This window comes from Microbacterium sp. MYb64 (assembly GCF_002979495.1).
GTDB classification, from domain to species: Bacteria; Actinomycetota; Actinomycetes; order Actinomycetales; family Microbacteriaceae; genus Microbacterium; species Microbacterium azadirachtae_A.
Genome location: NZ_PCOW01000002.1, coordinates 281,706 through 302,931, shown reverse-complemented (window position 1 = coordinate 302,931; position 21,226 = coordinate 281,706). Strand labels below are relative to the sequence as shown.

The window sequence follows — 21,226 nt, the reverse complement described above, 5'->3', positions numbered from 1 at the left end:
AGATCACCACGACGACCACCTCCCGACGGGCGGCCGGAGCGCGACAGCTCCGGCCGCCCCGCGGCGTCTCCCGGAGCGGGCGGTCGTGGGTCGTCATCGCCGCCGGCGTCGCGGTCGCCGTGCTCTCGCTGCTGCCCTTGGTGTTCGTGGTCGCGACGGCGGCGCAGATCGGCTGGGCAGAATCGGCGGCGCTGATCTTCCGGCCGCGCGTCGGCGAACTGCTCACGAACACCGTGCTGCTGGTCGCGATCACCGTGCCGCTGTGCGCCGTGATCGGCGTCGGCGGCGCCTGGCTCGTCGAGCGCACCTCGCTCGCGGGCGCCGGCGCGTGGGGCGCGGTGCTCGCGATGCCCCTGGCGATCCCCGCGTTCGTGAACTCCTACGCCTGGGTCTCGGCGATCCCCTCGCTCGCCGGACTCGGATCCGGCGTGCTGCTCGCGACGCTGTCGTACTTCCCCCTCGTGTACCTGCCGGTGCGCGCAGCGCTGGCCCGGCTGGATCCCGCGCTCGAGCAGGCCGCCGCGAGCCTCGGCCGCGGTCCCGTGCGCGTGTTCTTCGGCACGGTGCTGCCGCAGCTGCGCCTCGCGCTGCTGGGCGGCGCGCTGCTCGTCGGACTCCACCTGCTGAGCGAGTACGGCGCATTCGCCCTGATCCGGTTCGACACCTTCACGACCGCGATCATGGACCAGTACCGGTCCACGTTCAACGGCTCCGCGGGCAGCATGCTCTCGGGCGTGCTGATGCTGCTGTGCTTCGCGCTGCTCCTGCTGGAGAGCCGCGCCCGCGGCCGGGCGCGCTACGCGCGGATCGGATCCGGCACCGCGGCGCCGCCCCGGCGGATCCGGCTGCGCGGATGGCAGGTCCCCGCGCAGGTCGGCCTGCTCGCACTCGGCATCGCCGCGCTCGGAGTGCCCGCGGTCGTGATCGGCGGATGGCTGGCCTACGGCGGCGGCGCGGTCTGGATGGCGCCCGATCTCCTGCCGACGCTGCTGCAGACCCTCGGCCTCGCCCTCGGCGGCGGCCTCGTCACCGTGATCGCGGCGTTCCCGCTCTCCTGGCTCGCCGTCCGGCATCCTGGACCGTTCAGCCGGCTGCTGGAGCGGACGAACTACATCACGAGCTCGATGCCGGGCATCGTGCTCGCCCTCGCGCTCGTGACCGTCTCGCTCTTCTTCGTGCCGGCGCTGTATCAGACCACCGCGCTGCTGCTCCTCGCCTACGCGCTGCTGTTCCTGCCCCGTGCCCTGGTGCCGCTGCAGGCGGGGATCGCCCAGGCGCCGCAGAGCCTGGAGGAGGCCGCGCAAGCCCTCGGGCGCCGCCCGTTGCGGGCCTTCTTCGGCGTGACCCTGCGCCTCGTGGCTCCCGCCACGGCCGCCGCCCTGGCGATGGTGTTCCTCGCCGTGGCCGGCGAGCTCACGGCGACCCTGCTGCTCTCGCCGATCGGCGTGCAGACGCTCGCCACACGGTTCTGGAGCCTGTCGAGCGAGATCGACTTCGCGGGCGCCGCGCCGTACGCGACGCTGCTGATCCTGCTCTCGGCACCGATGACCTACCTGCTGTTCCGGCAGTCCGCGGTGCTCTCCCGCGCGGACGCCTCCGCCGGCCCCGCCCCGGCGACATCCGCCCCCACGACCGCGGAGACCGCATGACCGCACACAACCTCGGATCCCTCGGCGCCGTACCCTCCCCCGGCACGGGCCCGCTGCCGACCGCGCACCTGCAGGTCGCCGGCGTCACCGCCTCGTACGGCGGTCACAGGGTGCTGCACGGGGTGGACCTCGCCGTGCAGAGCGGCGGCATCACCGCGGTCGTCGGCGCCTCGGGATCGGGCAAGACCACGCTGCTCCGGATCATCGCCGGCTTCGAGCGCCCCGATGAGGGCGAGGTCGTGCTCGGCTCCGCCACGGTCGCGGGTCCCGGCGCATGGGTGCCCGTGCACCGCCGTGACATCGGCTACGTCACCCAGGACGGCGGCCTCTTCCCGCACCTGACCGTCGCACGCAACATCTCCTTCGGCCTGGACGACCTCGGCCGCACGGAACGTGCGCGGCGGGTGGCCGAGCTGCTCGATCTCGTCTCGCTCCCGCACGACGTCGCGGAGCGCCGCCCCGATCAGCTCTCCGGAGGGCAGCAGCAGCGCGTCGCGATCGCGCGTGCGCTCGCCCGCGAACCAGAGCTGATGCTGCTGGACGAGCCGTTCTCCGCGCTCGACACCGGCCTGCGTGCCGCGACCCGCGAGGCGGTCGCACGAATCCTCACCGATGCCGGGACCACGACCATCCTGGTCACGCACGACCAGTCCGAAGCGCTGAGCTTCGCGGACCAGGTCGCCGTGATGCGCGACGGCCGCCTGGTGCAGACGGGGCACCCGTTCGTCGTCTACACACGCCCGGCGGATCGCGGGGTGGCGGAGTTCCTGGGCGAGGCGATCGTCCTGGACGCATGGCTGGACGGATCCCTCGCGTCCTGCGCGCTCGGCTACGTCCCGGTGCGCAACCCGCCGGCGCGAGGGCGCGTGCGGCTCATGCTGCGCCCGGAGCAGGTGCAGCTCGTCGCCGACTCGCCGATCCGTGCGACGGTCGAGGAAGGCGTGTACTTCGGATCCGAGACGTCGGCGCGGATCAGGCTCGAACCGCGCGCCGACGCGGATCCGCGCCTCGATCCGGAGCCTCCGCTGATCACGATCCGGCACGCCAACGCCGCGCTCACGCGTCCCGGGCAGCGCATCGCCCTGCGCGTGGTCGGCGAGGGCGTGGTCTTCCCGGCGTAGCGCCGCCGGGGTCGGGAACGAAGAACGGGCGCCCCCGAAGGGACGCCCGTTCTCACGTGGACCGCGGGTCAGCGTGCAGCGCTGCCCTCGACGTAGTCCTCGTCCTGCGACTTCCAGGCGAAGAGCGCACGCAGCTCCTTGCCGGTGGCCTCGATCGGGTGACCCTGCTCCTTCTCGCGAAGGGCGAGGAACTCGGTCGCGCCGTTGTCCTGGTCCTCGATGAACCGGGTGGCGAAGGCGCCAGACTGGATGTCCGCGAGGACCTCCTTCATGCGGTCCTTGACACCGGCGTCGATGATGCGCGGGCCCGAGACGTAGTCGCCGAACTCGGCGGTGTCGGAGATCGACCAGCGCTGCTTGGCGATGCCGCCCTCCCACATCAGGTCGACGATGAGCTTGAGCTCGTGCAGCACCTCGAAGTAGGCGATCTGCGGCTGGTAGCCCGCCTCGGTGAGGGTCTCGAAGCCGGCCTGCACGAGGTGGCTCATGCCACCGCAGAGGACGGCCTGCTCGCCGAACAGGTCGGTCTCGGTCTCCTCGGTGAAGGTCGTCTTGATGACGCCGGCGCGGGTGCCGCCGATCGCCTTCGCGTACGACAGCGCAGTCGCCCAGGCGGTGCCCGTGGCGTCGCGCTCGACGGCGATGATGTCGGGGATGCCACGGCCTGCGACGAACTCGCGGCGCACGGTGTGCCCGGGGGCCTTCGGCGCGATCAGGATCACGTCGACGCCCTCGGGCGCGTCGATGTAGCCGAAGCGGATGTTGAAGCCGTGCGCGAAGGCCAGGGTCTTGCCCGCGGCCAGGTTCGGCGCGATCGACTCGCTGTAGATGCCGCGCTGGTGCTGGTCCGGCGCGAGGATCATGATGAGGTCGGCCCACTGGGTGGCCTCGGCGACGGTCTTGACCGCGAAGCCGGCCTCGGACGCCTTGGCGATCGAGGCGGAGCCCTCCTTGAGGGCGATCGTGACCTCGACACCGCTGTCGCGCAGGTTCATCGCGTGCGCGTGGCCCTGCGAGCCGTAGCCGACGATCGCGACCTTCTTGTTCTGGATGATCGACAGGTCTGCGTCTGCGTCGTAGAAGATCTCGGTGCTCACTGTGTGTTTCTCCTTGTTGTGACTTCGTCTCGCTTCGCTCGCTCAGCAACCGGGCGAAGAAGCAGGGGTGGTTCTGTGTCAGCCGCGCAGCACGCGCTCGGTGATGCTCTTGCCGCCGCGGCCGATCGCGAGAAGGCCGGACTGCGCGATCTCCTTGATGCCGAACGGTTCGAGCGCCCGCAGCAGGGCGTCGACCTTGCCCTTGTCGCCGGTGACCTCGACCACCAGCGCCTCGGGCGCGTAGTCCACGACGGACGCACGGAAGAGGTTCACGACCTCCAGCACGTTCGAGCGGGAGTTGTTGTCCGTGCGCACCTTGATGAGCATGTGCTCGCGCTGCACGGATGCGTTCTGCTCGAGCTCGACGATCTTGATGACGTTGATCAGCTTGTTCAGCTGCTTGGTCACCTGCTCGAGCGGGAACTCCTCGACGTCGACGACGACCGTGATCCGGGAGATCCCCGGGACCTCGGTCACGCCCACGGCGAGCGACTCGATGTTGAAGCCGCGACGCGCGAACAGGCCGGCGACGCGGGTCAGGAGGCCAGGGGTGTCCTCCACCAGGAGGCTCAGCACATGCGTGGACATGGATCAGTCCTCCTCGTCGAAGGCGGGCGCGTGGTCGCGCGCGTACTGGATGTAGCTGTTGCTCACGCCCTGCGGCACCATCGGCCACACCATGGCATCGGCGCTGACGACGAAATCGATCACGACGGGGCGATCGTTCGTCTCGAGCGCGAGCTTGATGGCGGCGTCGATCTCCTCCTCCTTCTCCACCCGGATCGCGAGGCAGCCGTAGGCCTCGGCGAGCTTGACGAAGTCGGGGATCCGGATCGTGCCGTGACCGGTGTTCAGGTCGGTGTTCGAGTGCCGGCCCTCGTAGAACAGGGTCTGCCACTGGCGGACCATGCCGAGGGAGGAGTTGTTGATGATCGCGACCTTGATCGGGATGTCGTTGATGACGCAGGTCGCGAGCTCCTGGTTCGTCATCTGGAAGCAGCCGTCGCCGTCGATCGCCCACACCACGCGGTCGGGCTCCGCGACCTTGGCGCCCATGGCCGCAGGAACGGCGTATCCCATGGTGCCGGCGCCGCCGGAGTTCAGCCAGGAGTTGGGACGCTCGTACTTGATGAACTGCGCCGCCCACATCTGGTGCTGGCCGACGCCGGCCGCGTAGACCGCCTCGGGTCCGGTGAGCTCGCCGATCCGCTGGATCACGTGCTGCGGGGACATGAGGCCGTCCTCGGGCTGCGTGTAGCCGAGCGGGAACTCTGCGCGCAGTCCGTCGAGGTAGGCCCACCACTCCTCGATGTCGCCCTTGGCGCCGCCCAGGAGGCCGCGGAACGCCGCTTCCAGATCGGTGATGACCTCGCGGACGCCGCCCACGATCGGCACATCGGCCGTGCGGATCTTGGAGATCTCTGCGGGGTCGATGTCGACGTGCACGACCTTCGCGTCCGGAGCGAACAGTTCGGCTTTGCCGGTCACGCGGTCGTCGAAGCGGGTGCCGAGCGCAACCAGGAGGTCGGCCTCCTGCAGCGCCAGCACGGCCGGGACCGTGCCGTGCATGCCCGGCATGCCGACGTGCTGAGGGTGCGAGTCGGGGAAGGCGCCGCGGGCCATCAGCGTGGTGACCACGGGCGCGCCGGTGAGCTCGGCGAGCGTCAGCAGCTCGGCGGACGCGCGACCGCGGATGATGCCGCCGCCCACGTACAGCACCGGCTTCTTGGCCTCGGCGAGCAGCGTGGCCGCGGCCTGGATCTGCTTGCCGTGCGCCTTGGTCACGGGACGGTAGCCGGGCAGGTCGTACTTCGGCGGCCACACGAACGGAGCCGTGGCCTGCTGTGCATCCTTGGTGATGTCCACGAGCACCGGGCCCGGTCGGCCGGTGGAGGCGATCTCGAACGCCGCGGCGATCGCGCCGGGGATGTCCTCCGGCGTCTTCACCAGGATCGAGTGCTTGGTGATCGGCATCGTGATGCCGACGATGTCGGCCTCCTGGAACGCGTCCGTGCCCATCAGGCGGGAGAACACCTGGCCGGTGATCGCCACGATCGGGATCGAGTCCATGTAGGCGTCGGCGATCGCGGTGACGAGGTTCGTCGCACCGGGGCCGGAGGTGGCGATGGTCACGCCGACCCTGCCGGACGCGGTCGCGTAGCCCTCGGCGGCGTGGCCGCCGCCCTGCTCGTGGCGCACCAGGATGTGGCGCAGCTCGGTCGACGCCATCAGGGGGTCGTAGACCTCCATGATCGCGCCGCCGGGAATGCCGAAGACGTCGGTGACGCCGAGGAGCTCGAGGGAGCGCACGACGGCCTGGGCGCCGGTGAGAAGGGGCGCCGCCGCCGGACGGGCGGGCGGACGCGGGACGGCTGGAGCGGTATCAGCGGTCATGAAGGTTCCTTGCGATGGTGAACGATCGACGGAAGCGGCGGGACGATGCCCCGTCGCGGACGACTCTCCGACCCGGTCCGCGAGGGGCGGAGCGCAGGGGTCGGGAATGCTGGGCTGGAACGCCTCGGGTGCAGCGCGGAGAAGTCGGCTCTGATCCGCGACGGACGCCGTCGCGGCATGAGCCCGGCTCAGGCGTCTCGACGAGTGCATCGGGAGCACGAGCCGCGATATCGACCCGAATCAGATCACCATCGCGCCCGGCGGTCTGCGAGACCACCGGAGCTCTGCGTCCGATCCGGGATCCGGTTGTGCCTGCCCCGGTTCGAACGTGCATCAAGCCTAACCCATGATCGGCGTCGTGCCCGCCCGCGCGCACGACGGACCGACGATCGGATCCGTGCTGAGCGCGCATGGAAGCAGTCTATTGTGCGGCTGCTCTGGCGTCCGCCAGGGCATCCAGCAGCACGGCGAACGCCGCCGGATCCGCGACCCGCAGCGTCGCCGCGGTCTCGCCCGTGCCGATCCGCACACCCAGATCCGCACCGCCGAGTGTGCGCATGCCGTCCTCGTCGGTGACGTCGTCGCCGGCGAACAGCACGGCGGTGGCGCCGACGTGCGCGCGCAGCCGCGAGAGCGCGGCGTCCTTGCCCTCGTCCCGCCAGGAGTACTCGCGGAGGTGATGACCCGTGCGCCGTCGCCACGTGGGGATCCGCTCGGGCGCCCACTTCTCGACGCGCACGAAGGCCAGCTCCTCCTGCCCTGGTGCGGCGGTGCGGGTGTGCACACCGAACCCGAACGTCTTCGGCTCGTAGACGACGCCGTCGAGATCCGCGATCAGCGCGCGCAGCTCGTCGATGACCTCGGCGCGGTCGACCGGCTCGGTGGAGAGGTCGGTCTCCTCGCCCGTGTCGGGGAACCAGAACTGCGCGCCGTGGGATCCGGCGAGCAGGATCCGGGATCCGTCCTCGTGCTCGGTGATCTCGCGCAGGTCGTGCAGGCTCCGCCCCGACGCGTACGCCACGAACGTCTCCGGCAACGCGGCGAGGCGGTTCACGGCGACTGCGGCCGCGGGCAGCGCCCGCGCGGACATCGGGTCGGTCACATGCGGCGAGACCGTGCCGTCGAAGTCGAGCGCCACGAGCAGGCGCGGGGTGCCCGCGATCGCGGCGAGGGCGGGGTCGGTCTCTGCGGCGACGGTCCAGTCGCGGGTCATCGTGCGCTCCGTACGTTCTCGAGGGCCGCGAGGAAGTCCCGCGACCAGGCGTTGACATCGTTCTCCAGCACCCGCTTGCGCAGGGCCCGCATGCGTCGGGACTGCTCCCGCGGCGGCATCTCCACGGCTTGCATGATCGCGTCCTTGAGCCCCTCGATGTCATGCGGGTTCACGAGCACCGCCTGGCGCAGCTCATCGGCGGCGCCGGTGAACTCGCTGAGAACGAGCACGCCCCGGTGATCTCCGCGGGTGGCCACGTACTCCTTCGCGACGAGGTTCATGCCATCGCGGAGGGCCGTCACCAGCATCGCGTCGGCAGCCAGGTACAGGGCGACCATCTCCTCGCGCGGGAATCCCTGGTGCAGGTACCGGATCGCCGTGTGGTCCATGGTGTCGTGATCGCCGTTGATGCGGGCCACGGCCAGCTCGATCTCGTCCCGCAGCTGCACATAGGCGTCCACCCGCTCGCGGCTGGGGCTGGCGACCTGCACGAGCGTGACGTCCTCGACGGAGATCCTGCCCTCGTCCAGCAGCTCGCCGAACGCCTTGATGCGGTGCCGGATCCCCTTGGTGTAGTCGAGGCGATCGACCCCGAGCAGGATCTTCTTCGGGCTGCCGAGTCCCTCGCGGATCTCCGCGGCGCGGGCGCGCACGTCGGCGCGGGCGGCGAGCTCCGTGTACGGCGTCGTGTCGATCGAGATCGGGAAGGCCCGGGCGACCACCGTGCGCGGGCCGCCGTCGGGCACGGAGACCGTGGAGCCCTTGACGTCGAGCCGCAGCCGTCGGCGCACGGCGGTGAGGAAGTTCGTCGCGTCCTGCGCGCGCTGGAATCCGACGACATCGGCGCCGAGCAGGCCCTGCAGCACCTGATTCCGCCAGGGCAGCTGGGCGTACAGCCCGTGCGCCGGGAACGGGATGTGGTGGAAGTAGCCGATCGTGACATCGGGGCGGCGTTCGCGCAGCATGGCCGGCACGAGCTGGAGCTGGTAGTCGTGCACCCATACCGTGCCGCCCTCGGCGACCGCGCTCGCGGCACGCTCCGCGAAGCGGCGGTTCACGCGCACGTAGGCGTCCCACCACTCGCGGTGGTACTGCGGAGAGGAGATCACGTCGTGATAGAGCGGCCAGATCGTGTCGTTCGAGAAGCCCTCGTAGTACTCCTCGACGTCCTGCGTCGAGAGGGCCACCGGCAGCAGCCGGATGCCGTCCTCCGTGAAGGGCTTGAGATCGACGTCGGGCTGCCCTGCCCAGCCCACCCAGGCGCCGTCGACGGACTGCATCACGGGTTCGAGAGCGGCCACGAGCCCGCCGGGTGAGCGACGCCAGATCACCTCGCCGTCGGGGCCCGGCACGCGATCGACCGGAAGCCGGTTCGCGATGATCACGAACGAGGCGGTGGGTGTGGACGAAGTCATGGGAACGCTCCTCACGGCAGCGGGGATGCCTCCTCCAGGCTAGTCACACGGGGCGCGTCGGCGTCGTCCCGCGTCAGGACGCGGCGCGTCCGCCCCGTGCCAGCACCGCGTTCACGACTCCGGCGAGCAGCACCAGGGCCGCCGCGCACACGGGCAGCACGAGCGACGCCTGGGCTCCCGCGGCATCGGCGACCTGCCCGGCCGACACGGCGCCGATCGCCTGCCCGACCACCATCGCGGATCCGAGCATCGTCATGACCGTGGCCGACCGGTCCACGGGGCCGAAGGCGGCGCCCAGGCTGAACTGGGTGACCAGCGTCGGGCCGATCCCGCAGCCCATCACCGCGAGCGCGATGAGCATTCCGAGGGGCTCATGCACCCAGAGCAGTCCGAGGCTGCCACCGAAGAGGATACCCGCGAACAGCAGCCAGCGGGCGGGAAGGGTGAATCGCGCCGGCAGGAACGCGACGCCGAGGGCGAGGATCGCGGACCCGACGCCGAGCGCTCCGTAGAGCAGCCCCGCCTCTTCGGGACGGCCGTGCTCCGTCATGAACGCGGTGAGCGAGGTGAGCATCGCGCCGAAGAACACGCCCACGCCGAGCATGCCGAGCACCACGACGAGCAGCCGCGGCCGGAACAGCTCGGAGACCTGCGAGGTGGCTCGACCGTCGGCGCCGCGCTGCGAGGAGACGTGGGCGGCGGTGGGGTGCAGGGCGAAGGCGCCCACGAAGACCAGGATCAGGCCGGCAGCGATCACGAGCGGCATCCACGGAGCGATCGCGGTCGCCAGCACGCCCACGAGGAACGGGCCGAACACGAACACGGTCTCGTCGGCGGCGGACTCGTACGACATCGTCGACGACGTCGTACGCGCACGGCGGTCTGCGGGCACGCGCTCGGCGATGATCCTGACCAGCCGCGAGCGCGACATCGGGGAGACCTGCGGGGCCGTGGCTCCGATCGCGAACGCGCTCAGCAGCACGAACGGCTCGGCGGCCGAGGAGTACACGACCAGGGTGAACCCCACGAGTGCGACGGCGTTGGCGACCGCGACGACGGCGAGGACGATCCGCTGGCCGCGGCGATCGGCGGCGGCGCCCAGCAGCGGGCCGAAACACGCGGTCCCGATGCCGACGGCGGCGGACGTGAGCCCGCCGAGAGCGACCGACTCGCGGGCGGCGACGACGACGGTGAGCACGCCGACGACCATCATCGCGAACGGCAGCCTGGCGATGAAGGCGATGACGAAGTAGGGCAGCCCGACCCTGCGGAACAGGCTCGGGGCGGCGGGGATGGACGAGGTGCGCGAAGTGGTCATTGCGGAACAGGTCTCTGGCGTCGCCGCACGAGGGGGACGCAGTCAGGTGCCGCCGCTTTCCGCCGGAAGAGCCGGCGGCCGGTAATGCACAACGGTGATCGGCCCAGTGTACCGAGCGGCCGGGCTTTCCGGGCGGCGGATCCTGCGGGTCCCGAAGCGCGCTGGTTAGACTCGATCCCATGCGCAACTACCTCTTCGCGAGCGGCCTGTTCGGCGCGATCACCAGCGGGATCGCGCTGCTGCGCGGCACGCGCGACGCACCGATCACCTGGCGCGCCGTGCTGGCGTGGCTGAGCTGGGGCATCACGATCGTCCTCGCCGTCGGCGCGATCGTCGACTACCGCCGGGACGAGCGCGGCGAGTCCGTCGCCTACGACTCCCCCGTCGCACCCGTGCAGTACAAGCGCGCGAGGAAGGAGCTCAAAGCCGAGCTCAAGGCGCAGCGCAAGGCCGACAAGGCCTGACCCGGCAGCGCCCTACGACAGGCTCAGGGACCGGCGAGGCTGTCAGCCGAGATCGATCTGGTAGTGGATGAATCCGCTGCGCTCGGCGACCCGGTCGTAGAGCGCACGTGCGGTGGCATTGCCCTCCGCGGTCAGCCAGTAGACCTTGTCGCTGCCTGCGGCGCGGGCGGCGTCCGTCACATACGCGATCAGCGCGCGTCCGACACCGCCTCCGCGGACGGACGGATCCACGAAGAGGTCCTCGAGGTAGGTGTAGCCGGTCTTCGACCACGTCGCCGGATGCGCGAACCAGTGCACGATCCCGACCGCGCGGCCATCGTCGTCGCGGGCGATCGCCCCCTGGATGGCTCCCGCCGGATCCACGATCGTCGCGAAGGTCGACGCGGTGACGTCCTCAGCGAGGACCGACTCGTAGAACGTCAGGTACGCCTGCCAGAGCGGCAGCCAGTCGTCGCGGTCGGCCGCCGTCAGAGCCCGGATCGTCGTCATGCGCCGATCCTACGGGAGCGCCCGCACCCGCTCCCGTCGCGATCGATGCCGCTCTGAGCGAGTCTGAGCAGCATCAATCGTGACGGGAGCAGTGCTTGAAAGCGCAGCGCGCGAGATCCGCCTCAGCGCGTGAGGATGAGCGCCTCCCCCTGACCGCCACCGCCGCACAGCGCGACCACCGCGGTGCCGGACCCGCGACGCACCAGCTCGTGCGCCATGTGCACCGCCAGCCGGTTGCCGCTCGCGCCGATCGGGTGGCCGATCGCGATCCCGCCGCCGTGCACGTTGACGATCTCCGGATCCAGGCCGAGCGCGGCCTCGGAGCGCGCGACCACGGCCCCGAAGGCCTCGTTGATCTCGACAAGATCCAGATCCGCAGCGGTGATCCCCTGCTTGTCCAGCGCCCGCTGAATGGCGTTCGCCGGCTGCTCCTGGAGAGAGTTGTCGGGGCCGGCGGTCTGCCCGCTGGCGCCGACCGCGACGAGGACCGGCCAGCCCTTGGCCTCGGCGTTGGCGCGCGTGGTCACGACGACCGCCGAGGCGCCGTCCGAGATCTGCGAGGAGTTGCCGGCCGTGATGGAACCGCCCTCGGCGAACGCCGGGCGCAGACCCGCGAGCGTCTCGACGGTCGTCTCCGGCCTGATGCCCTCGTCCGACGTCAGGACCACCGGCTCGCCGCGCCGCTGGGGCACGCTGACAGGCACGATCTCGCCCTCGAACACACCCGCATCGCGAGCCGCGGCCGCGCGCTGGTGCGACCGCGCCGCGACCTCGTCCTGCGCCTCACGGGTGAGCCCGAAGCGCGGGTTGTGGCGCTCGGTCGACGCGCCCATGCTCTCCTTGTCATAGGCATCGGTGAGCCCGTCGTACGCCATGTGGTCGAGCACCTCGACGGATCCGTAGGTCCAGCCGTCGCGCGAACCCATCATCAGGTGCGGCGCCCGCGTCATCGACTCCATGCCGGCCGCGACCACCGTGAGGGCATCTCCGGTGCGGATCATCCGCGCGGCATCGATGATGGCGGTCAGCCCCGACAGGCACACCTTGTTGACGGAGTGCGATGGCACGTCCCATCCGATGCCCGCTCCGATCGCAGCCTGACGCGCGGCGTTCTGCCCTGAGCCGGCGGCCAGCACCTGCCCGACGATGACGGCGTCGATCTCCGCAGGGTCGACCCCGCCCTGCTCGAGCGCACCGCGGATCGCGAGGGATCCCAGCTGCGGCGCCGTGAAGGAGGCCAGCTGACCCTTCAGACGCCCCTGCGGCGTGCGCGCCGCCGCGACGATGACGATGTCGTCTGCACTCATGATCACTCCAGTCCTTCCGCGACCAGCAGCGTCGGCTGGGTCGCATCCTTCACATCCTGCACACTCACCCCTGGTGCGAGCTCCACGAGCCGCAGACCGTCGGGCGTGACGTCGATCACCGCCAGATCCGTGATGATCCGATGCACCACCGCGCGGCCCGTGAGCGGCAGCGAGCACTCGTCCACGATCTTCGCGGACCCGTCGCGGGCGACGTGCTCCATGAGCACGATCACGCATCCTGCCCCATGCACGAGGTCCATCGCGCCGCCCGGGCCTTTGACCATCTTCCCGGGGATCATCCAGTTCGCGAGATCACCGGTGGCGCTCACCTGCATCGCGCCGAGGATCGCGGCGTCGATCTTGCCGCCGCGGATCATGCCGAAGCTGAGCCCCGAGTCGAAGAAGGCCGCGCCGGGCAACGTGGTGACGGTCTCCTTGCCGGCGTTGATGAGGTCGGGGTCGACCGCGTCCTCGGCGGGATAGGGGCCGACGCCGAGGATGCCGTTCTCGGACTGCAGCACGAGGGTCACGCCATCCGGCACGTAGTTGGGCACGAGCGTGGGCAGCCCGATGCCGAGGTTCACGTAGGAGCCGTCGGACAGCTCGCGAGCGGCGCGCGCCGCCATCTCGTCGCGTGTGAGCGCCATGTCAGACCTCCCCGTTCCCGGAACCGGATCCGGTCCCTGAGCTCGTCGAAGGGCGCACGGTGCGCCGCTCGATGCGCTTCTCGATGTCGGATCCGACCTCGACCACACGGTGCACATACACACCCGGCAGGTGGACCTGATCCGGATCCAGCTCCCCCGGCTCGACGAGCCGCTCGACCTGGGCGATGCAGATGCGCCCTGCCATCGCGGCGAGGGGGTTGAAGTTGCGTGCGGCCTTGTTGAAGATCAGGTTGCCGTGCCGGTCGCCGAGCGCGGCGTGCACGAGCGCGAAGTCGGTGGTGATCGCTTCCTCGAGCACGAACTCGCGCGACTGCCCGTGCATCTCGAAGGTGCGCACGTCCTTGGCGGGCGACGCGATCGCGACGGACCCGTCCGCGGCGTAGCGCCGCGGCAGGCCGCCCTCCGCGACCTGGGTTCCGACGCCGGTCTGCGTGTAGAAGGCGGCGATGCCGGATCCGCCGGCGCGGAGCTTCTCGGCGAGCGTCCCCTGCGGCGTCAGTTCGAGCTCCAGCTCACCGGACAGGAACTGGCGCTCGAACTCCTTGTTCTCCCCCACGTAGGAGGAGGTCATCTTGCGGATCCGCTGAGCGCCGAGCAGCAGCCCGAGCCCCCAGTCGTCGACACCGCAGTTGTTGCTGACCACGCTGAGCCCGGACGTGCCCTGCGCGAGCAGCGCCTCGATCAGCGCGCTCGGGTTCCCGGAGAGCCCGAATCCGCCGACGGCGAGCGAGGCCCCGTCCGGGATGTCGGCCACCGCGTCCGCCGCGCAAGCCCATTTCTTGTCGATCACGCGCCACTCCTTCGTGTGGGATACGTTCCACTGTGCGCCCGGTCGACAGGGGGTTCAAGCCCGTGCTTGCGATGTGGGCATCGCCGTCGGTAGCGTCCACATCATGGAACAGCCTCCCTCGGCCAAACGCTCTGTCCCCGGAGCCCAGGCGATCGCGCGCGCCGCCGAGCTGCTCCGCCTCGTCACCGCCTCCCCCGACGGCGCCGCGCTCCAGCGGCTCGCCGCGACCTCGGGGCTCAGCCGTTCGACTGTGCACCGGCTGCTGTCGGCGCTGCGCGCGGAGGGCCTCGTCGATCAGGATCCGCAGACCGCTCTCTGGATGCCCGGCCCGGAGCTCTACCTCATGGGAACAGTGGCCGCGGCCCGCTATGACATCACCGAGCTCGCGCGCGACATCGTCCGCTCCCTGGCCGTGAAGACCGAGGAGAGTGCGTTCCTCTCGGTGCGCAGGGCGGACGAGACCGTATGCCTGCTGCGCGAGGAGGGGGCCTTCCCCATCCGCTCCTTCGTGCTCAGCGAGGGCGTGCGGTTCCCGCTCGGTGTCGCAAGCGCCGGGCTCGCGATCCTCTCGTTCCTGCCTGACCACGATGTGGATGCGTATCTCGCTCGCCACCCCGAACTCGGCGAGCGCTGGGGGCGCACGCACGCCCAGACTCCGCTGCGCCGACGTCTGGCGGAGACGAAGGCGCGGGGGTACGCCGTGAACCCCGGCCTGATCGTCGAGGGCAGCTGGGGCATGGGCGCCGCAGTGTTCGACCGCGACGGCCGTCCGGAGTGGGCGCTGAGCCTCACGGGTGTGGAGTTCCGGTTCGGCCCCGATCGCCTGCCCATGCTCGGGCGCACCCTGCTCGCGCACGCCCATCAGCTCTCCGCCCGGATCGCCGGCCGCGCCTCGCGCTGAGTGGAGGCACCCCGCCGAGTGGATCCTCCGCCCGCCGAGCCGCGCCTCCGCTCACCGGACCGCGGCACCAGCTCGCTCCCGTCGCACAGGTTATCGCTCTGCGCGGCGTTGAGCGGCATCTTTCGCGACGGGAGCACGCAGCGCCTTGCCGATTACATACCAACGGATATATACTTCTGGTATGAATCACGGAGAGATCCTGCAGTCGATCGTCTTCTCGACGCACGCGCTCACCCGGATCGCCGCACAGGAGGCCGGCAACGACGCTCCTGCGGCGCAGTGGCGGGCCCTGAGCCTTCTCGACGGCGACAACGGGCAGCGGGTCGGCGAGCTGGCGCGAGCCAGTCGCACGACGCAGCCCGGGATGACCCGGATGCTCGGCCAGCTCGAGCACGAGGGTCTCGTGCTGCGCTCCCCCGACCCCGAGGACTCCCGCGCCACGGTCGTCACGATCACGGCGGAGGGGCGCACCGCCCTGCACGCCTGGCGCGACGAGATCCAGCGGATCCTCGCTCCGCGATTCAGCGACCTCGACGACGCGGACTGGGAGCACCTCTCCCGCGCCGCCGAGATCCTGCACACGCATTCGCTTCTGGAAAGGACAGCACGTTGAATTCCACCGGTTCCTCGGTATCGATCTGGCGACAGCCCGCACAGGTCTGGGCGGTCGCCTTCGCCTGCGTCGTCGCGTTCATGGGCATCGGATTGGTCGACCCGATCCTCCCCGCGATCGCCGGATCGCTCAAGGCGACTCCGGTGCAGACCGAGCTGCTGTTCACCAGCTACCTGCTCGTCACCGGCGTGGCGATGCTGTTCACGAGCTGGATCTCCAGCCGCATCGGCGCCAAGGCCACCCTGCTCATCGGTCTCTCGCTCATCGTGGTGTTCGCCCTGTTGTGCGCACTGAGCGGCAGCGTCGACATGATCATCGGCTTCCGCGCCGGCTGGGGTCTCGGCAACGCGCTGTTCATCTCGACCGCGCTCGCGACCATCGTCGGAGCGGCGAGCGGCGGATCCAGTGCCGCCATCATCCTCTACGAGGCCGCCCTCGGCCTCGGTATCGCGATCGGCCCGCTGCTCGGCGGACTCCTCGGCGAGGTCGCCTGGCAGGGTCCGTTCTTCGGCGTCGTCGTACTCATGGCGATCGGCTTCATCGCCGTGCTGACGCTGCTCCGCGGCCCGTTCGAGAAGCGCGAGCCCGTGCCCTTCTCGGCGCCGTTCAAGGCGCTCGGACGTCCCGCGCTCGGCGTGCTGGCCATCGCTGCGCTGTTCTACAACATCGGCTTCTTCGTGCTGCTGGCGTTCTCCCCGTTCCCGCTCGGATTCAGCGCGATCGGGATCGGCCTGACGTTCTTCGGCTGGGGCATCGCGCTCGCGGTCACGAGCGTCTGGGTGGCGCCGATCCTGCTGCGCCGGATGCCGATCACTCGGATCATCCTGTTCGTGCTGCCGCTGCTGGCGATCGATCTGATCGTGGCCGGGATCCTGGTGGCGATCCCGATGGCGCTCGTGATCTGCATCATCGTCGGCGGTCTACTGCTCGGCATCATGAACACGGTGCTCACCGAGGCGGTCATGGAGGCGACGGATCTGCCCCGCTCTGTCGCTTCGTCGGCCTACTCCGCGGTGCGCTTCATCGGCGGCGCCGTGGCTCCTCCCCTCGCGGCGCTCCTGTCGCACCTCTGGGGCGACACCGTCCCGTACCTGTTCGCGGGGGTCTCGGTGCTGATCGCCGCGCTCGTGGTGCTGTTCGGCCGTCGCGCGCTCGCACACATCGATCGCGGCTCGCACGACGCCGCGGAGGATGCGGAGGCGATCCTCATCGGCGACGCCGCCTGAGGATCCGCACCCGACCCGAACGGGTGCCGCGAACGGCCCGTCCCGCACAACGGTGCGCGGGGCGGGCTTCGTCGTCGGCGGCGGGCTCTACGCTGGAGACATGCTGATCGGTCTCATGCGCCCCGTCGAGTCCAAGACCCACACCGTGCAGGCCGAGGAACTGGACGAGATCCAGGATCTGCTCGCCGCCGAGACCCCGGAGGGGTGGCAGGTCGCGTCCGCCCCGGTCGCGATGGCGAAGAAGGACACGATCCTCACCGCGGAGGGCACGATCGTGCGCCGCGACGGCGTGCAGGAGATCGAAGCCGACGACATGGCCGCGCTCGAGGCGAAGGTGCCGGACGGATATCAGCTGCTCTCGGTGCGGGTCGCCTGAACTCGCAGGGGCGCGCTCAGCGCGCGCACGCGGTTGTTCCGCGCGTTGTGCTCCAGTTCCACCAGACCGAGCTGCTCGAGCAGCGGCGGCAGGTACATGCCGAATCGCCCGCGATAGCCCTTGCGGAGGCCATACCAGCCGCCGACGGGATTGTCCTCGGCACGGCCGAACGACTCCACCGTTCCTTCGGCCGCCGGCTTCTGCTCGTCCGCGGCGCCCAGCGCGACCCAGTCGCCCTGGGCGACCAGCCAGGCGTGCAGATCCTCGATCGCCCTCGACTGATAGCGCAGCGTGGTCGAGCCCACCTGGCAGACGAGCTCGTCGCCGTCGCGGTACATCGTGTATTCGCTCGAGCCCGGCGCCGTGCGCAGCTGCCAGGGGTTCTCGGCAGTCCCATCCCCATCGGTCATGGCGCGAGTCTACTGAGCGCGGCAGGCGACGGCGAGGTCTCGGGCCGACCGCGATCCTCGTGCGGCGGCACCGGTCCTGCGTTCAGGGAACGGTGCGGCCGGGGGACAGTCCGGCCGCACCCGCCATCCCCCAATGGCGACACGGCTAGTGGGAAAGCGCCGTCGGGACTCTGGGATTCTCGACGGCGCGCTAGCCATGCACAGGTGAGACGCCGCGAAGCCCGATCGATGACGCGAACTCTCGCGTTTCTTCGACCGAGTTCTGGAGCGCTAGCTGCAGGCGATCGCGGGCAGCGAGGTTCCGATGTCGTCCGTCGACGCGCTTCCGTTCGCGGAGGTGCGCTGGAACGCCGTCCAGGTGTAACAGATCAGCACGTCGCCGCTCGTCGGAGCCGTGTAGAAGACCGTCCAGGTCTGGTTGGTGAAGTTGCTCCCGTTGCCGGCCGTGGTCAGCTGATGGACGTTGGTGCCTCCGGGATTGGCGCTCTTTCCCGTGGAGCCGACCGTGTATCCCGCCCAGGCCTGTGCTCCGCCGATGGCGAGGACCAGGTTGGCGGGCGAATCAGGCAGCGGGTTCGACCTGTTGGCCTGAGTCGTGAAGGTGATCGTGTACGTCTTTCCTGCGACCATCGTCACGGTGGCGCATTTGGTCAGCGTGTAGTTCGACGTCGTGCTCGCATCGCACCACTGCCACCACATCCCGTTCGACTCGGGCTGCGGATTTCCGCACGTGCCCGCCGAGAAGCTGCCGGTGTGACCGGTGCTCCATCCGGACCACCCCGGTACGGTGACGGCGCACGCGGCAGAGGCCGCCGCGTGCGGCAGCGCCGTGGCGGCGGCGATGACGGGCACCGCCCACGCGGCACCCTTGATGACCGTCCTGCGCTGGATACCTTCTCGTTCCGGCGCCTTGTTCTCGCTCTTCATGGGCACATGCCCTCCCCAGTTGTTCCCCAGTTCCCGCCCGTGACCGGGACGGGGCGAGAGTTCTCGCATGTACTGAGACGCGTCGAGTGTCGATTCATGACGCGCTTGTGGCGACAGGCGCTGAACGTCACCGGGCAAGAAGGCGCCGCACCCTCCTGAGCAAGAGCGGCGTGGACGGCCGAGCTCGATCACGCGCAGGAACGGCGGAGGATCGCGGGGGCATCCGCTTTCCGTGCACCCAGGTGTCACGCGGCCACGGAGACGCGGACGGATCGCGGAAGCAGAAAAGCCCTGATAGATGGCGAGATCTATCAGGGCTATTCAGTGCACCCCCTCGGACTTGAACCGAGAACCCACTGATTAAGAGTCAGTTGCTCTGCCGATTGAGCTAGAGGTGCGTGGCGGGCCAGTTCCCCGGCCGAGGAATCACATTACCAGCGGATCCGATGGAAGCGAAATCGACGCCGCGTCCGTGTGCATCCCTGGCGTGTCGTCCGCCCGGAGTGCGCGTTGGGCCGCGTTCGCCCCGGGTGCGGACGCTGACGCCGCATATCCTTGAGGCGTGACTGAGACCCGCGCCGACGCAGACTTCCAGAGCGACCTCGACCTCGCTCTCCGCCTTGCCGATGCCGCCGATGCGCAGTCGCTGCCGCGCTTCGACGCCGCCGACCTGAACGTGTCGCTCAAGGCCGACCGCTCCCACGTCACCGATGCGGACCTGGCGACCGAGCGCGCGCTCCGCGAGATCCTGCAGGCCGAGCGACCGGAGGACGGGATCCTCGGCGAGGAGTTCGGAACGTCGGGCGACGCCCACCGGCAGTGGGTCATCGACCCGATCGACGGCACCGCGAACTTCCTGCGCGGCGTGCCGATGTGGGGAACCATGATCAGCCTCGCCATCGACGGAGTGGCCAAGGTCGGCGTCGTCAGCATGCCCGCGCTCGGCCGGCGCTGGTGGGCTGCCCCCGGTCTCGGCGCCTGGGCGTCGACCGATGCCGAGCCGCGCGCGATCCGCGTTTCCGACGTCGCCAGCCTGGATGATGCGAGCGTGAGCTTCCAGAGCATCGCGCAGTGGGACGAGGCCGGACACCTCGACGCGCTCGTCGCCCTGAGCCGCCGGGTGTGGCGCGACCGCGCCTACGGTGACGTGTTCTCGTACATGATGCTCGCCGAGGGCCGTCTCGAGATGGTGGCCGAATTCGACGTCAAGGAGTACGACATCGCGGCGGCGTTCGCGATCGTCGCCGAGGCGGGCGGCACGGCGACCGCGTTCGACGGCACGCCCACGCTGGCAGGCCGCTCGGCGCTCGCCACCAACGGCGTGCTGCACTCCGCCTTCCTGGATCAGCTGCATGCGCCGGCCGCACAGCCCGACCCGGTCGGACAGCAGAGCCCGGCCGGCCCCTGATGCGCCTCCTCGCACGCGTGATCCTGCCGCTGGGGCTCGCCGTCGGCGTGCTCACCGCAGCCACGGCGTGCAGCGGGGGCGCTCCCTCCCCCGCCCCGAGCACGAAGCCCACGTCCGAGGCGAAGAGCATCGCCCCGGAACCGACGACGACCCCGCCGTCTTCCGACACTCCGGCGACGCCGCCGGCCTCGATGAGTTGCGAGACCCTGATCCCCTCGGACACGGTCGCCGCCCTGCACAAGCAGGGCTGGGCGGCGATGAAGCGCGACTTCGCCTTCGGACCCGACCCCGTGCCCGGCGGCATCGAGTGCCTGTGGTCGGATCCGGCCATCGCCTCCGACCGCGGCCTGCTCTACGGTTGGGCGCCGATCGCCGGCGCCGAGGCGAAGACCCGCCAGGAGCAGCTGGTCGCGTCGGGCTGGATCCGCGAGGACAGCGCTCGCGGTGTGTACATCACGGCGGACCCGCGTGCCTCGCTCAGCCAGGACGAGGACGGCTACGGCATGACCTACCTGTTCGGTCCGGGGTGGGTGACCGTGTCCGACACGAAGCAGGGCCTGGTCCTGATCGACCCCCGGGGTTGATCGGGATGCCCGTGCGGACGACCTCTCTCACCGTTCCTGCCTCCCCCGACCGGGAGAACGAGGATGCGATCGCGCTGGCGACCGGCATCGGCGTCGTGGTCGACGGCGCCGGGATCCCGGCAGACCTGCGCCGTGGCTGCACGCACACCGTGGCCTGGTATGCGCGGCGCCTCGCCGACGCGTTCTGCGCGCGACTGGTCGATCGCGGCACGCCGATGCGCGACGCCCTTGCCGGAGCGATCGCCGAGGTCACCGCGCTGCACGCCGGATCGTGCACGTTCGAGGGCGGCTCGCCGAGCGCGACGGTCGCCGCCTGGCGCGTCGATGGCGCGGAGATCGAGCATCTCGTGCTTTGCGATGCGTCGATCGTGGTGCGGGATGTGTCGGGCCGCGCGCACGAGATCACCGACGACCGCATCGAACATTCGGTGGCACGGCGCACCCGAGAGCTGCTGTCCGCGCGCACGGCTGCAGCCGATCCCCATCCGGACGAACGGGCGGCGCTCCGCTGGCGAGCTCTCGAAGAGTGCCGCAACTCCCCTGACGGGTTCTGGTGCGCGCAGACGGATCCGAAGGTCGCGGAGCAGGCCCTCATCGGGCGTCAGGCCATCGACGACACCGCGGCTGTGATCGCCGCCACCGACGGTGGCACGCGCGGGTTCCAGCTCGTGGACGCGCACGATCTGCCCTCCTTCGCGCTCAGAGCCGCATCCGGAGAACTCGACGGACTGGCCGCCGAGATCCGTGCCGGCGAAGAGGGACTCCGCACCCGATCCGACTTCGACGGCAAGATCCACGACGATCTCTCGATCGTGGTCGGATCCTTCGACTGACGCACTCCCAGGTTCCGCACGGC

General features: G+C 70.3%; 21 protein-coding genes, 1 tRNA gene and 1 pseudogene. 10 read left to right on the top strand and 13 right to left on the bottom strand.

The window, feature by feature from the left end; genetic code table 11:
* Positions 1–119: 119 nt before the first annotated feature.
* Entirely contained in the window at positions 120–1,649 is a 1,530-nt protein-coding gene (locus CQ044_RS03580; protein WP_258133144.1) for an iron ABC transporter permease, read from the top strand.
* On the top strand, positions 1,646–2,770 hold the full coding sequence (locus CQ044_RS03575; protein WP_105686869.1) for an ABC transporter ATP-binding protein: 1,125 nt from the start codon (positions 1,646–1,648) through the stop codon (positions 2,768–2,770). The genes CQ044_RS03580 and CQ044_RS03575 overlap by 4 nt, the downstream gene beginning before the upstream one ends.
* A 68-nt stretch (positions 2,771–2,838) precedes the next feature.
* Here CQ044_RS03575 and ilvC read toward each other — a convergent pair.
* The 6 genes and pseudogenes from ilvC to CQ044_RS03545 form a co-directional block, all read right to left on the bottom strand.
* Positions 2,839–3,876: pseudogene (gene ilvC / locus CQ044_RS03570) on the bottom strand (ketol-acid reductoisomerase); the annotation flags it as partial.
* A gap of 69 nt (positions 3,877–3,945) precedes the next feature.
* Complete coding sequence (gene ilvN / locus CQ044_RS03565; protein WP_045273739.1) at positions 3,946–4,455, bottom strand: acetolactate synthase small subunit; 510 nt, start codon at positions 4,453–4,455, stop codon at positions 3,946–3,948.
* 3 nt (positions 4,456–4,458) lie between these two features.
* Positions 4,459–6,261, bottom strand: a complete 1,803-nt coding sequence (locus CQ044_RS03560; RefSeq protein WP_105686867.1) for an acetolactate synthase large subunit — start codon at positions 6,259–6,261, stop codon at positions 4,459–4,461.
* Between the two features lie 421 nt (positions 6,262–6,682).
* Complete coding sequence (gene otsB / locus CQ044_RS03555) at positions 6,683–7,474, bottom strand: trehalose-phosphatase (protein ID WP_105686865.1); 792 nt, start codon at positions 7,472–7,474, stop codon at positions 6,683–6,685.
* Positions 7,471–8,889, bottom strand: a complete 1,419-nt coding sequence (locus CQ044_RS03550; protein ID WP_105686863.1) for a trehalose-6-phosphate synthase — start codon at positions 8,887–8,889, stop codon at positions 7,471–7,473. Before CQ044_RS03550 ends, otsB begins: the two co-directional genes overlap by 4 nt.
* 73 nt (positions 8,890–8,962) lie before the next feature.
* A complete protein-coding gene (locus CQ044_RS03545) occupies positions 8,963–10,207 on the bottom strand; it encodes an MFS transporter (RefSeq protein WP_105686861.1) in 1,245 nt (414 codons plus the stop codon).
* A gap of 179 nt (positions 10,208–10,386) precedes the next feature.
* On the opposite strand from CQ044_RS03545, the gene CQ044_RS03540 reads away from it, so the two are divergent.
* Positions 10,387–10,671, top strand: a complete 285-nt coding sequence (locus tag CQ044_RS03540) for a hypothetical protein (RefSeq protein ID WP_105686860.1) — start codon at positions 10,387–10,389, stop codon at positions 10,669–10,671.
* 42 nt (positions 10,672–10,713) lie between these two features.
* On the opposite strand, the gene CQ044_RS03535 is transcribed toward CQ044_RS03540, so the two are convergent.
* The 4 genes from CQ044_RS03535 to CQ044_RS03520 all read right to left on the bottom strand — a co-directional run bounded on the left by CQ044_RS03535 (position 10,714) and on the right by CQ044_RS03520 (position 13,925).
* The gene (locus CQ044_RS03535) at positions 10,714–11,160 is read right to left on the bottom strand and encodes a GNAT family N-acetyltransferase (protein WP_105686858.1); all 447 of its coding nucleotides are present in this window, start codon (positions 11,158–11,160) and stop codon (positions 10,714–10,716) included.
* 122 nt (positions 11,161–11,282) lie between these two features.
* A complete protein-coding gene (locus CQ044_RS03530; protein ID WP_045273746.1) occupies positions 11,283–12,467 on the bottom strand; it encodes an acetyl-CoA C-acetyltransferase in 1,185 nt (394 codons plus the stop codon).
* 2 nt (positions 12,468–12,469) lie between these two features.
* Positions 12,470–13,114 (bottom strand): 3-oxoacid CoA-transferase subunit B, encoded by a 645-nt coding sequence (locus CQ044_RS03525; protein WP_181158171.1) that lies wholly within the window; start codon positions 13,112–13,114, stop codon positions 12,470–12,472.
* Position 13,115: 1 nt separating this feature from the next.
* Positions 13,116–13,925, bottom strand: coding sequence for a CoA transferase subunit A (locus CQ044_RS03520; protein ID WP_105686857.1), 810 nt, complete (start codon positions 13,923–13,925; stop codon positions 13,116–13,118).
* A 103-nt stretch (positions 13,926–14,028) separates the two neighbouring features.
* On the opposite strand from CQ044_RS03520, the gene CQ044_RS03515 reads away from it, so the two are divergent.
* From CQ044_RS03515 to CQ044_RS03500, 4 genes are all read left to right on the top strand, one after another.
* Entirely contained in the window at positions 14,029–14,826 is a 798-nt protein-coding gene (locus tag CQ044_RS03515; RefSeq protein WP_105687001.1) for an IclR family transcriptional regulator, read from the top strand.
* Between the two features lie 181 nt (positions 14,827–15,007).
* Positions 15,008–15,439 (top strand): MarR family winged helix-turn-helix transcriptional regulator, encoded by a 432-nt coding sequence (locus CQ044_RS03510; protein ID WP_045273748.1) that lies wholly within the window; start codon positions 15,008–15,010, stop codon positions 15,437–15,439.
* Positions 15,436–16,665: an MFS transporter gene (locus tag CQ044_RS03505; RefSeq protein WP_045273749.1), complete on the top strand. Its 1,230-nt coding sequence runs from the start codon at positions 15,436–15,438 to the stop codon at positions 16,663–16,665. The genes CQ044_RS03510 and CQ044_RS03505 overlap by 4 nt, the downstream gene beginning before the upstream one ends.
* Positions 16,666–16,765: 100 nt before the next feature.
* Positions 16,766–17,041, top strand: coding sequence for a hypothetical protein (locus tag CQ044_RS03500; protein WP_105687000.1), 276 nt, complete (start codon positions 16,766–16,768; stop codon positions 17,039–17,041).
* Here the strand turns inward: CQ044_RS03500 and CQ044_RS03495 are convergent.
* From CQ044_RS03495 to CQ044_RS03485, 3 genes are all read right to left on the bottom strand, one after another.
* A complete protein-coding gene (locus CQ044_RS03495) occupies positions 17,014–17,451 on the bottom strand; it encodes a DUF6855 family protein (protein WP_105686855.1) in 438 nt (145 codons plus the stop codon). The genes CQ044_RS03500 and CQ044_RS03495 overlap by 28 nt on opposite strands.
* Before the next feature lie 270 nt (positions 17,452–17,721).
* On the bottom strand, positions 17,722–18,378 hold the full coding sequence (locus CQ044_RS03490; protein ID WP_105686854.1) for a hypothetical protein: 657 nt from the start codon (positions 18,376–18,378) through the stop codon (positions 17,722–17,724).
* A gap of 325 nt (positions 18,379–18,703) precedes the next feature.
* A tRNA-Lys gene (locus tag CQ044_RS03485) sits at positions 18,704–18,776 on the bottom strand.
* A gap of 164 nt (positions 18,777–18,940) precedes the next feature.
* Here CQ044_RS03485 and CQ044_RS03480 point away from each other — a divergent pair.
* Genes CQ044_RS03480 through CQ044_RS03470 form a run of 3 tightly spaced genes read left to right on the top strand, consistent with a single transcriptional unit; the run spans position 18,941 to position 21,203 of the window.
* A complete protein-coding gene (locus CQ044_RS03480) occupies positions 18,941–19,786 on the top strand; it encodes an inositol monophosphatase family protein (RefSeq protein WP_105686853.1) in 846 nt (281 codons plus the stop codon).
* A complete protein-coding gene (locus CQ044_RS03475; RefSeq protein ID WP_105686851.1) occupies positions 19,786–20,370 on the top strand; it encodes a hypothetical protein in 585 nt (194 codons plus the stop codon). Before CQ044_RS03480 ends, CQ044_RS03475 begins: the two co-directional genes overlap by 1 nt.
* Positions 20,371–20,381: 11 nt before the next feature.
* The gene (locus tag CQ044_RS03470) at positions 20,382–21,203 is read left to right on the top strand and encodes a protein phosphatase 2C domain-containing protein (protein WP_181158170.1); all 822 of its coding nucleotides are present in this window, start codon (positions 20,382–20,384) and stop codon (positions 21,201–21,203) included.
* Positions 21,204–21,226: the final 23 nt, after the last annotated feature.

Bases quoted from the DNA above. Each gene is read 5' to 3' on its own strand.
- CQ044_RS03575 (WP_105686869.1), top strand. From the start codon at position 1,646: ATGACCGCACACAACCTCGGATCCCTCGGCGCCGTACCCTCCCCCGGC.
- ilvN (WP_045273739.1), bottom strand. From the start codon at position 4,455: ATGTCCACGCATGTGCTGAGCCTCCTGGTGGAGGACACCCCTGGCCTC.
- CQ044_RS03560 (WP_105686867.1), bottom strand. From the start codon at position 6,261: ATGACCGCTGATACCGCTCCAGCCGTCCCGCGTCCGCCCGCCCGTCCG.
- otsB (WP_105686865.1), bottom strand. From the start codon at position 7,474: ATGACCCGCGACTGGACCGTCGCCGCAGAGACCGACCCCGCCCTCGCC.
- CQ044_RS03550 (WP_105686863.1), bottom strand. From the start codon at position 8,889: ATGACTTCGTCCACACCCACCGCCTCGTTCGTGATCATCGCGAACCGG.
- CQ044_RS03545 (WP_105686861.1), bottom strand. From the start codon at position 10,207: ATGACCACTTCGCGCACCTCGTCCATCCCCGCCGCCCCGAGCCTGTTC.
- CQ044_RS03540 (WP_105686860.1), top strand. From the start codon at position 10,387: ATGCGCAACTACCTCTTCGCGAGCGGCCTGTTCGGCGCGATCACCAGC.
- CQ044_RS03535 (WP_105686858.1), bottom strand. From the start codon at position 11,160: ATGACGACGATCCGGGCTCTGACGGCGGCCGACCGCGACGACTGGCTG.
- CQ044_RS03530 (WP_045273746.1), bottom strand. From the start codon at position 12,467: ATGAGTGCAGACGACATCGTCATCGTCGCGGCGGCGCGCACGCCGCAG.
- CQ044_RS03525 (WP_181158171.1), bottom strand. From the start codon at position 13,114: ATGGCGCTCACACGCGACGAGATGGCGGCGCGCGCCGCTCGCGAGCTG.
- CQ044_RS03515 (WP_105687001.1), top strand. From the start codon at position 14,029: ATGGAACAGCCTCCCTCGGCCAAACGCTCTGTCCCCGGAGCCCAGGCG.
- CQ044_RS03510 (WP_045273748.1), top strand. From the start codon at position 15,008: ATGAATCACGGAGAGATCCTGCAGTCGATCGTCTTCTCGACGCACGCG.
- CQ044_RS03500 (WP_105687000.1), top strand. From the start codon at position 16,766: ATGCTGATCGGTCTCATGCGCCCCGTCGAGTCCAAGACCCACACCGTG.
- CQ044_RS03495 (WP_105686855.1), bottom strand. From the start codon at position 17,451: ATGACCGATGGGGATGGGACTGCCGAGAACCCCTGGCAGCTGCGCACG.
- CQ044_RS03490 (WP_105686854.1), bottom strand. From the start codon at position 18,378: ATGAAGAGCGAGAACAAGGCGCCGGAACGAGAAGGTATCCAGCGCAGG.
- CQ044_RS03475 (WP_105686851.1), top strand. From the start codon at position 19,786: ATGCGCCTCCTCGCACGCGTGATCCTGCCGCTGGGGCTCGCCGTCGGC.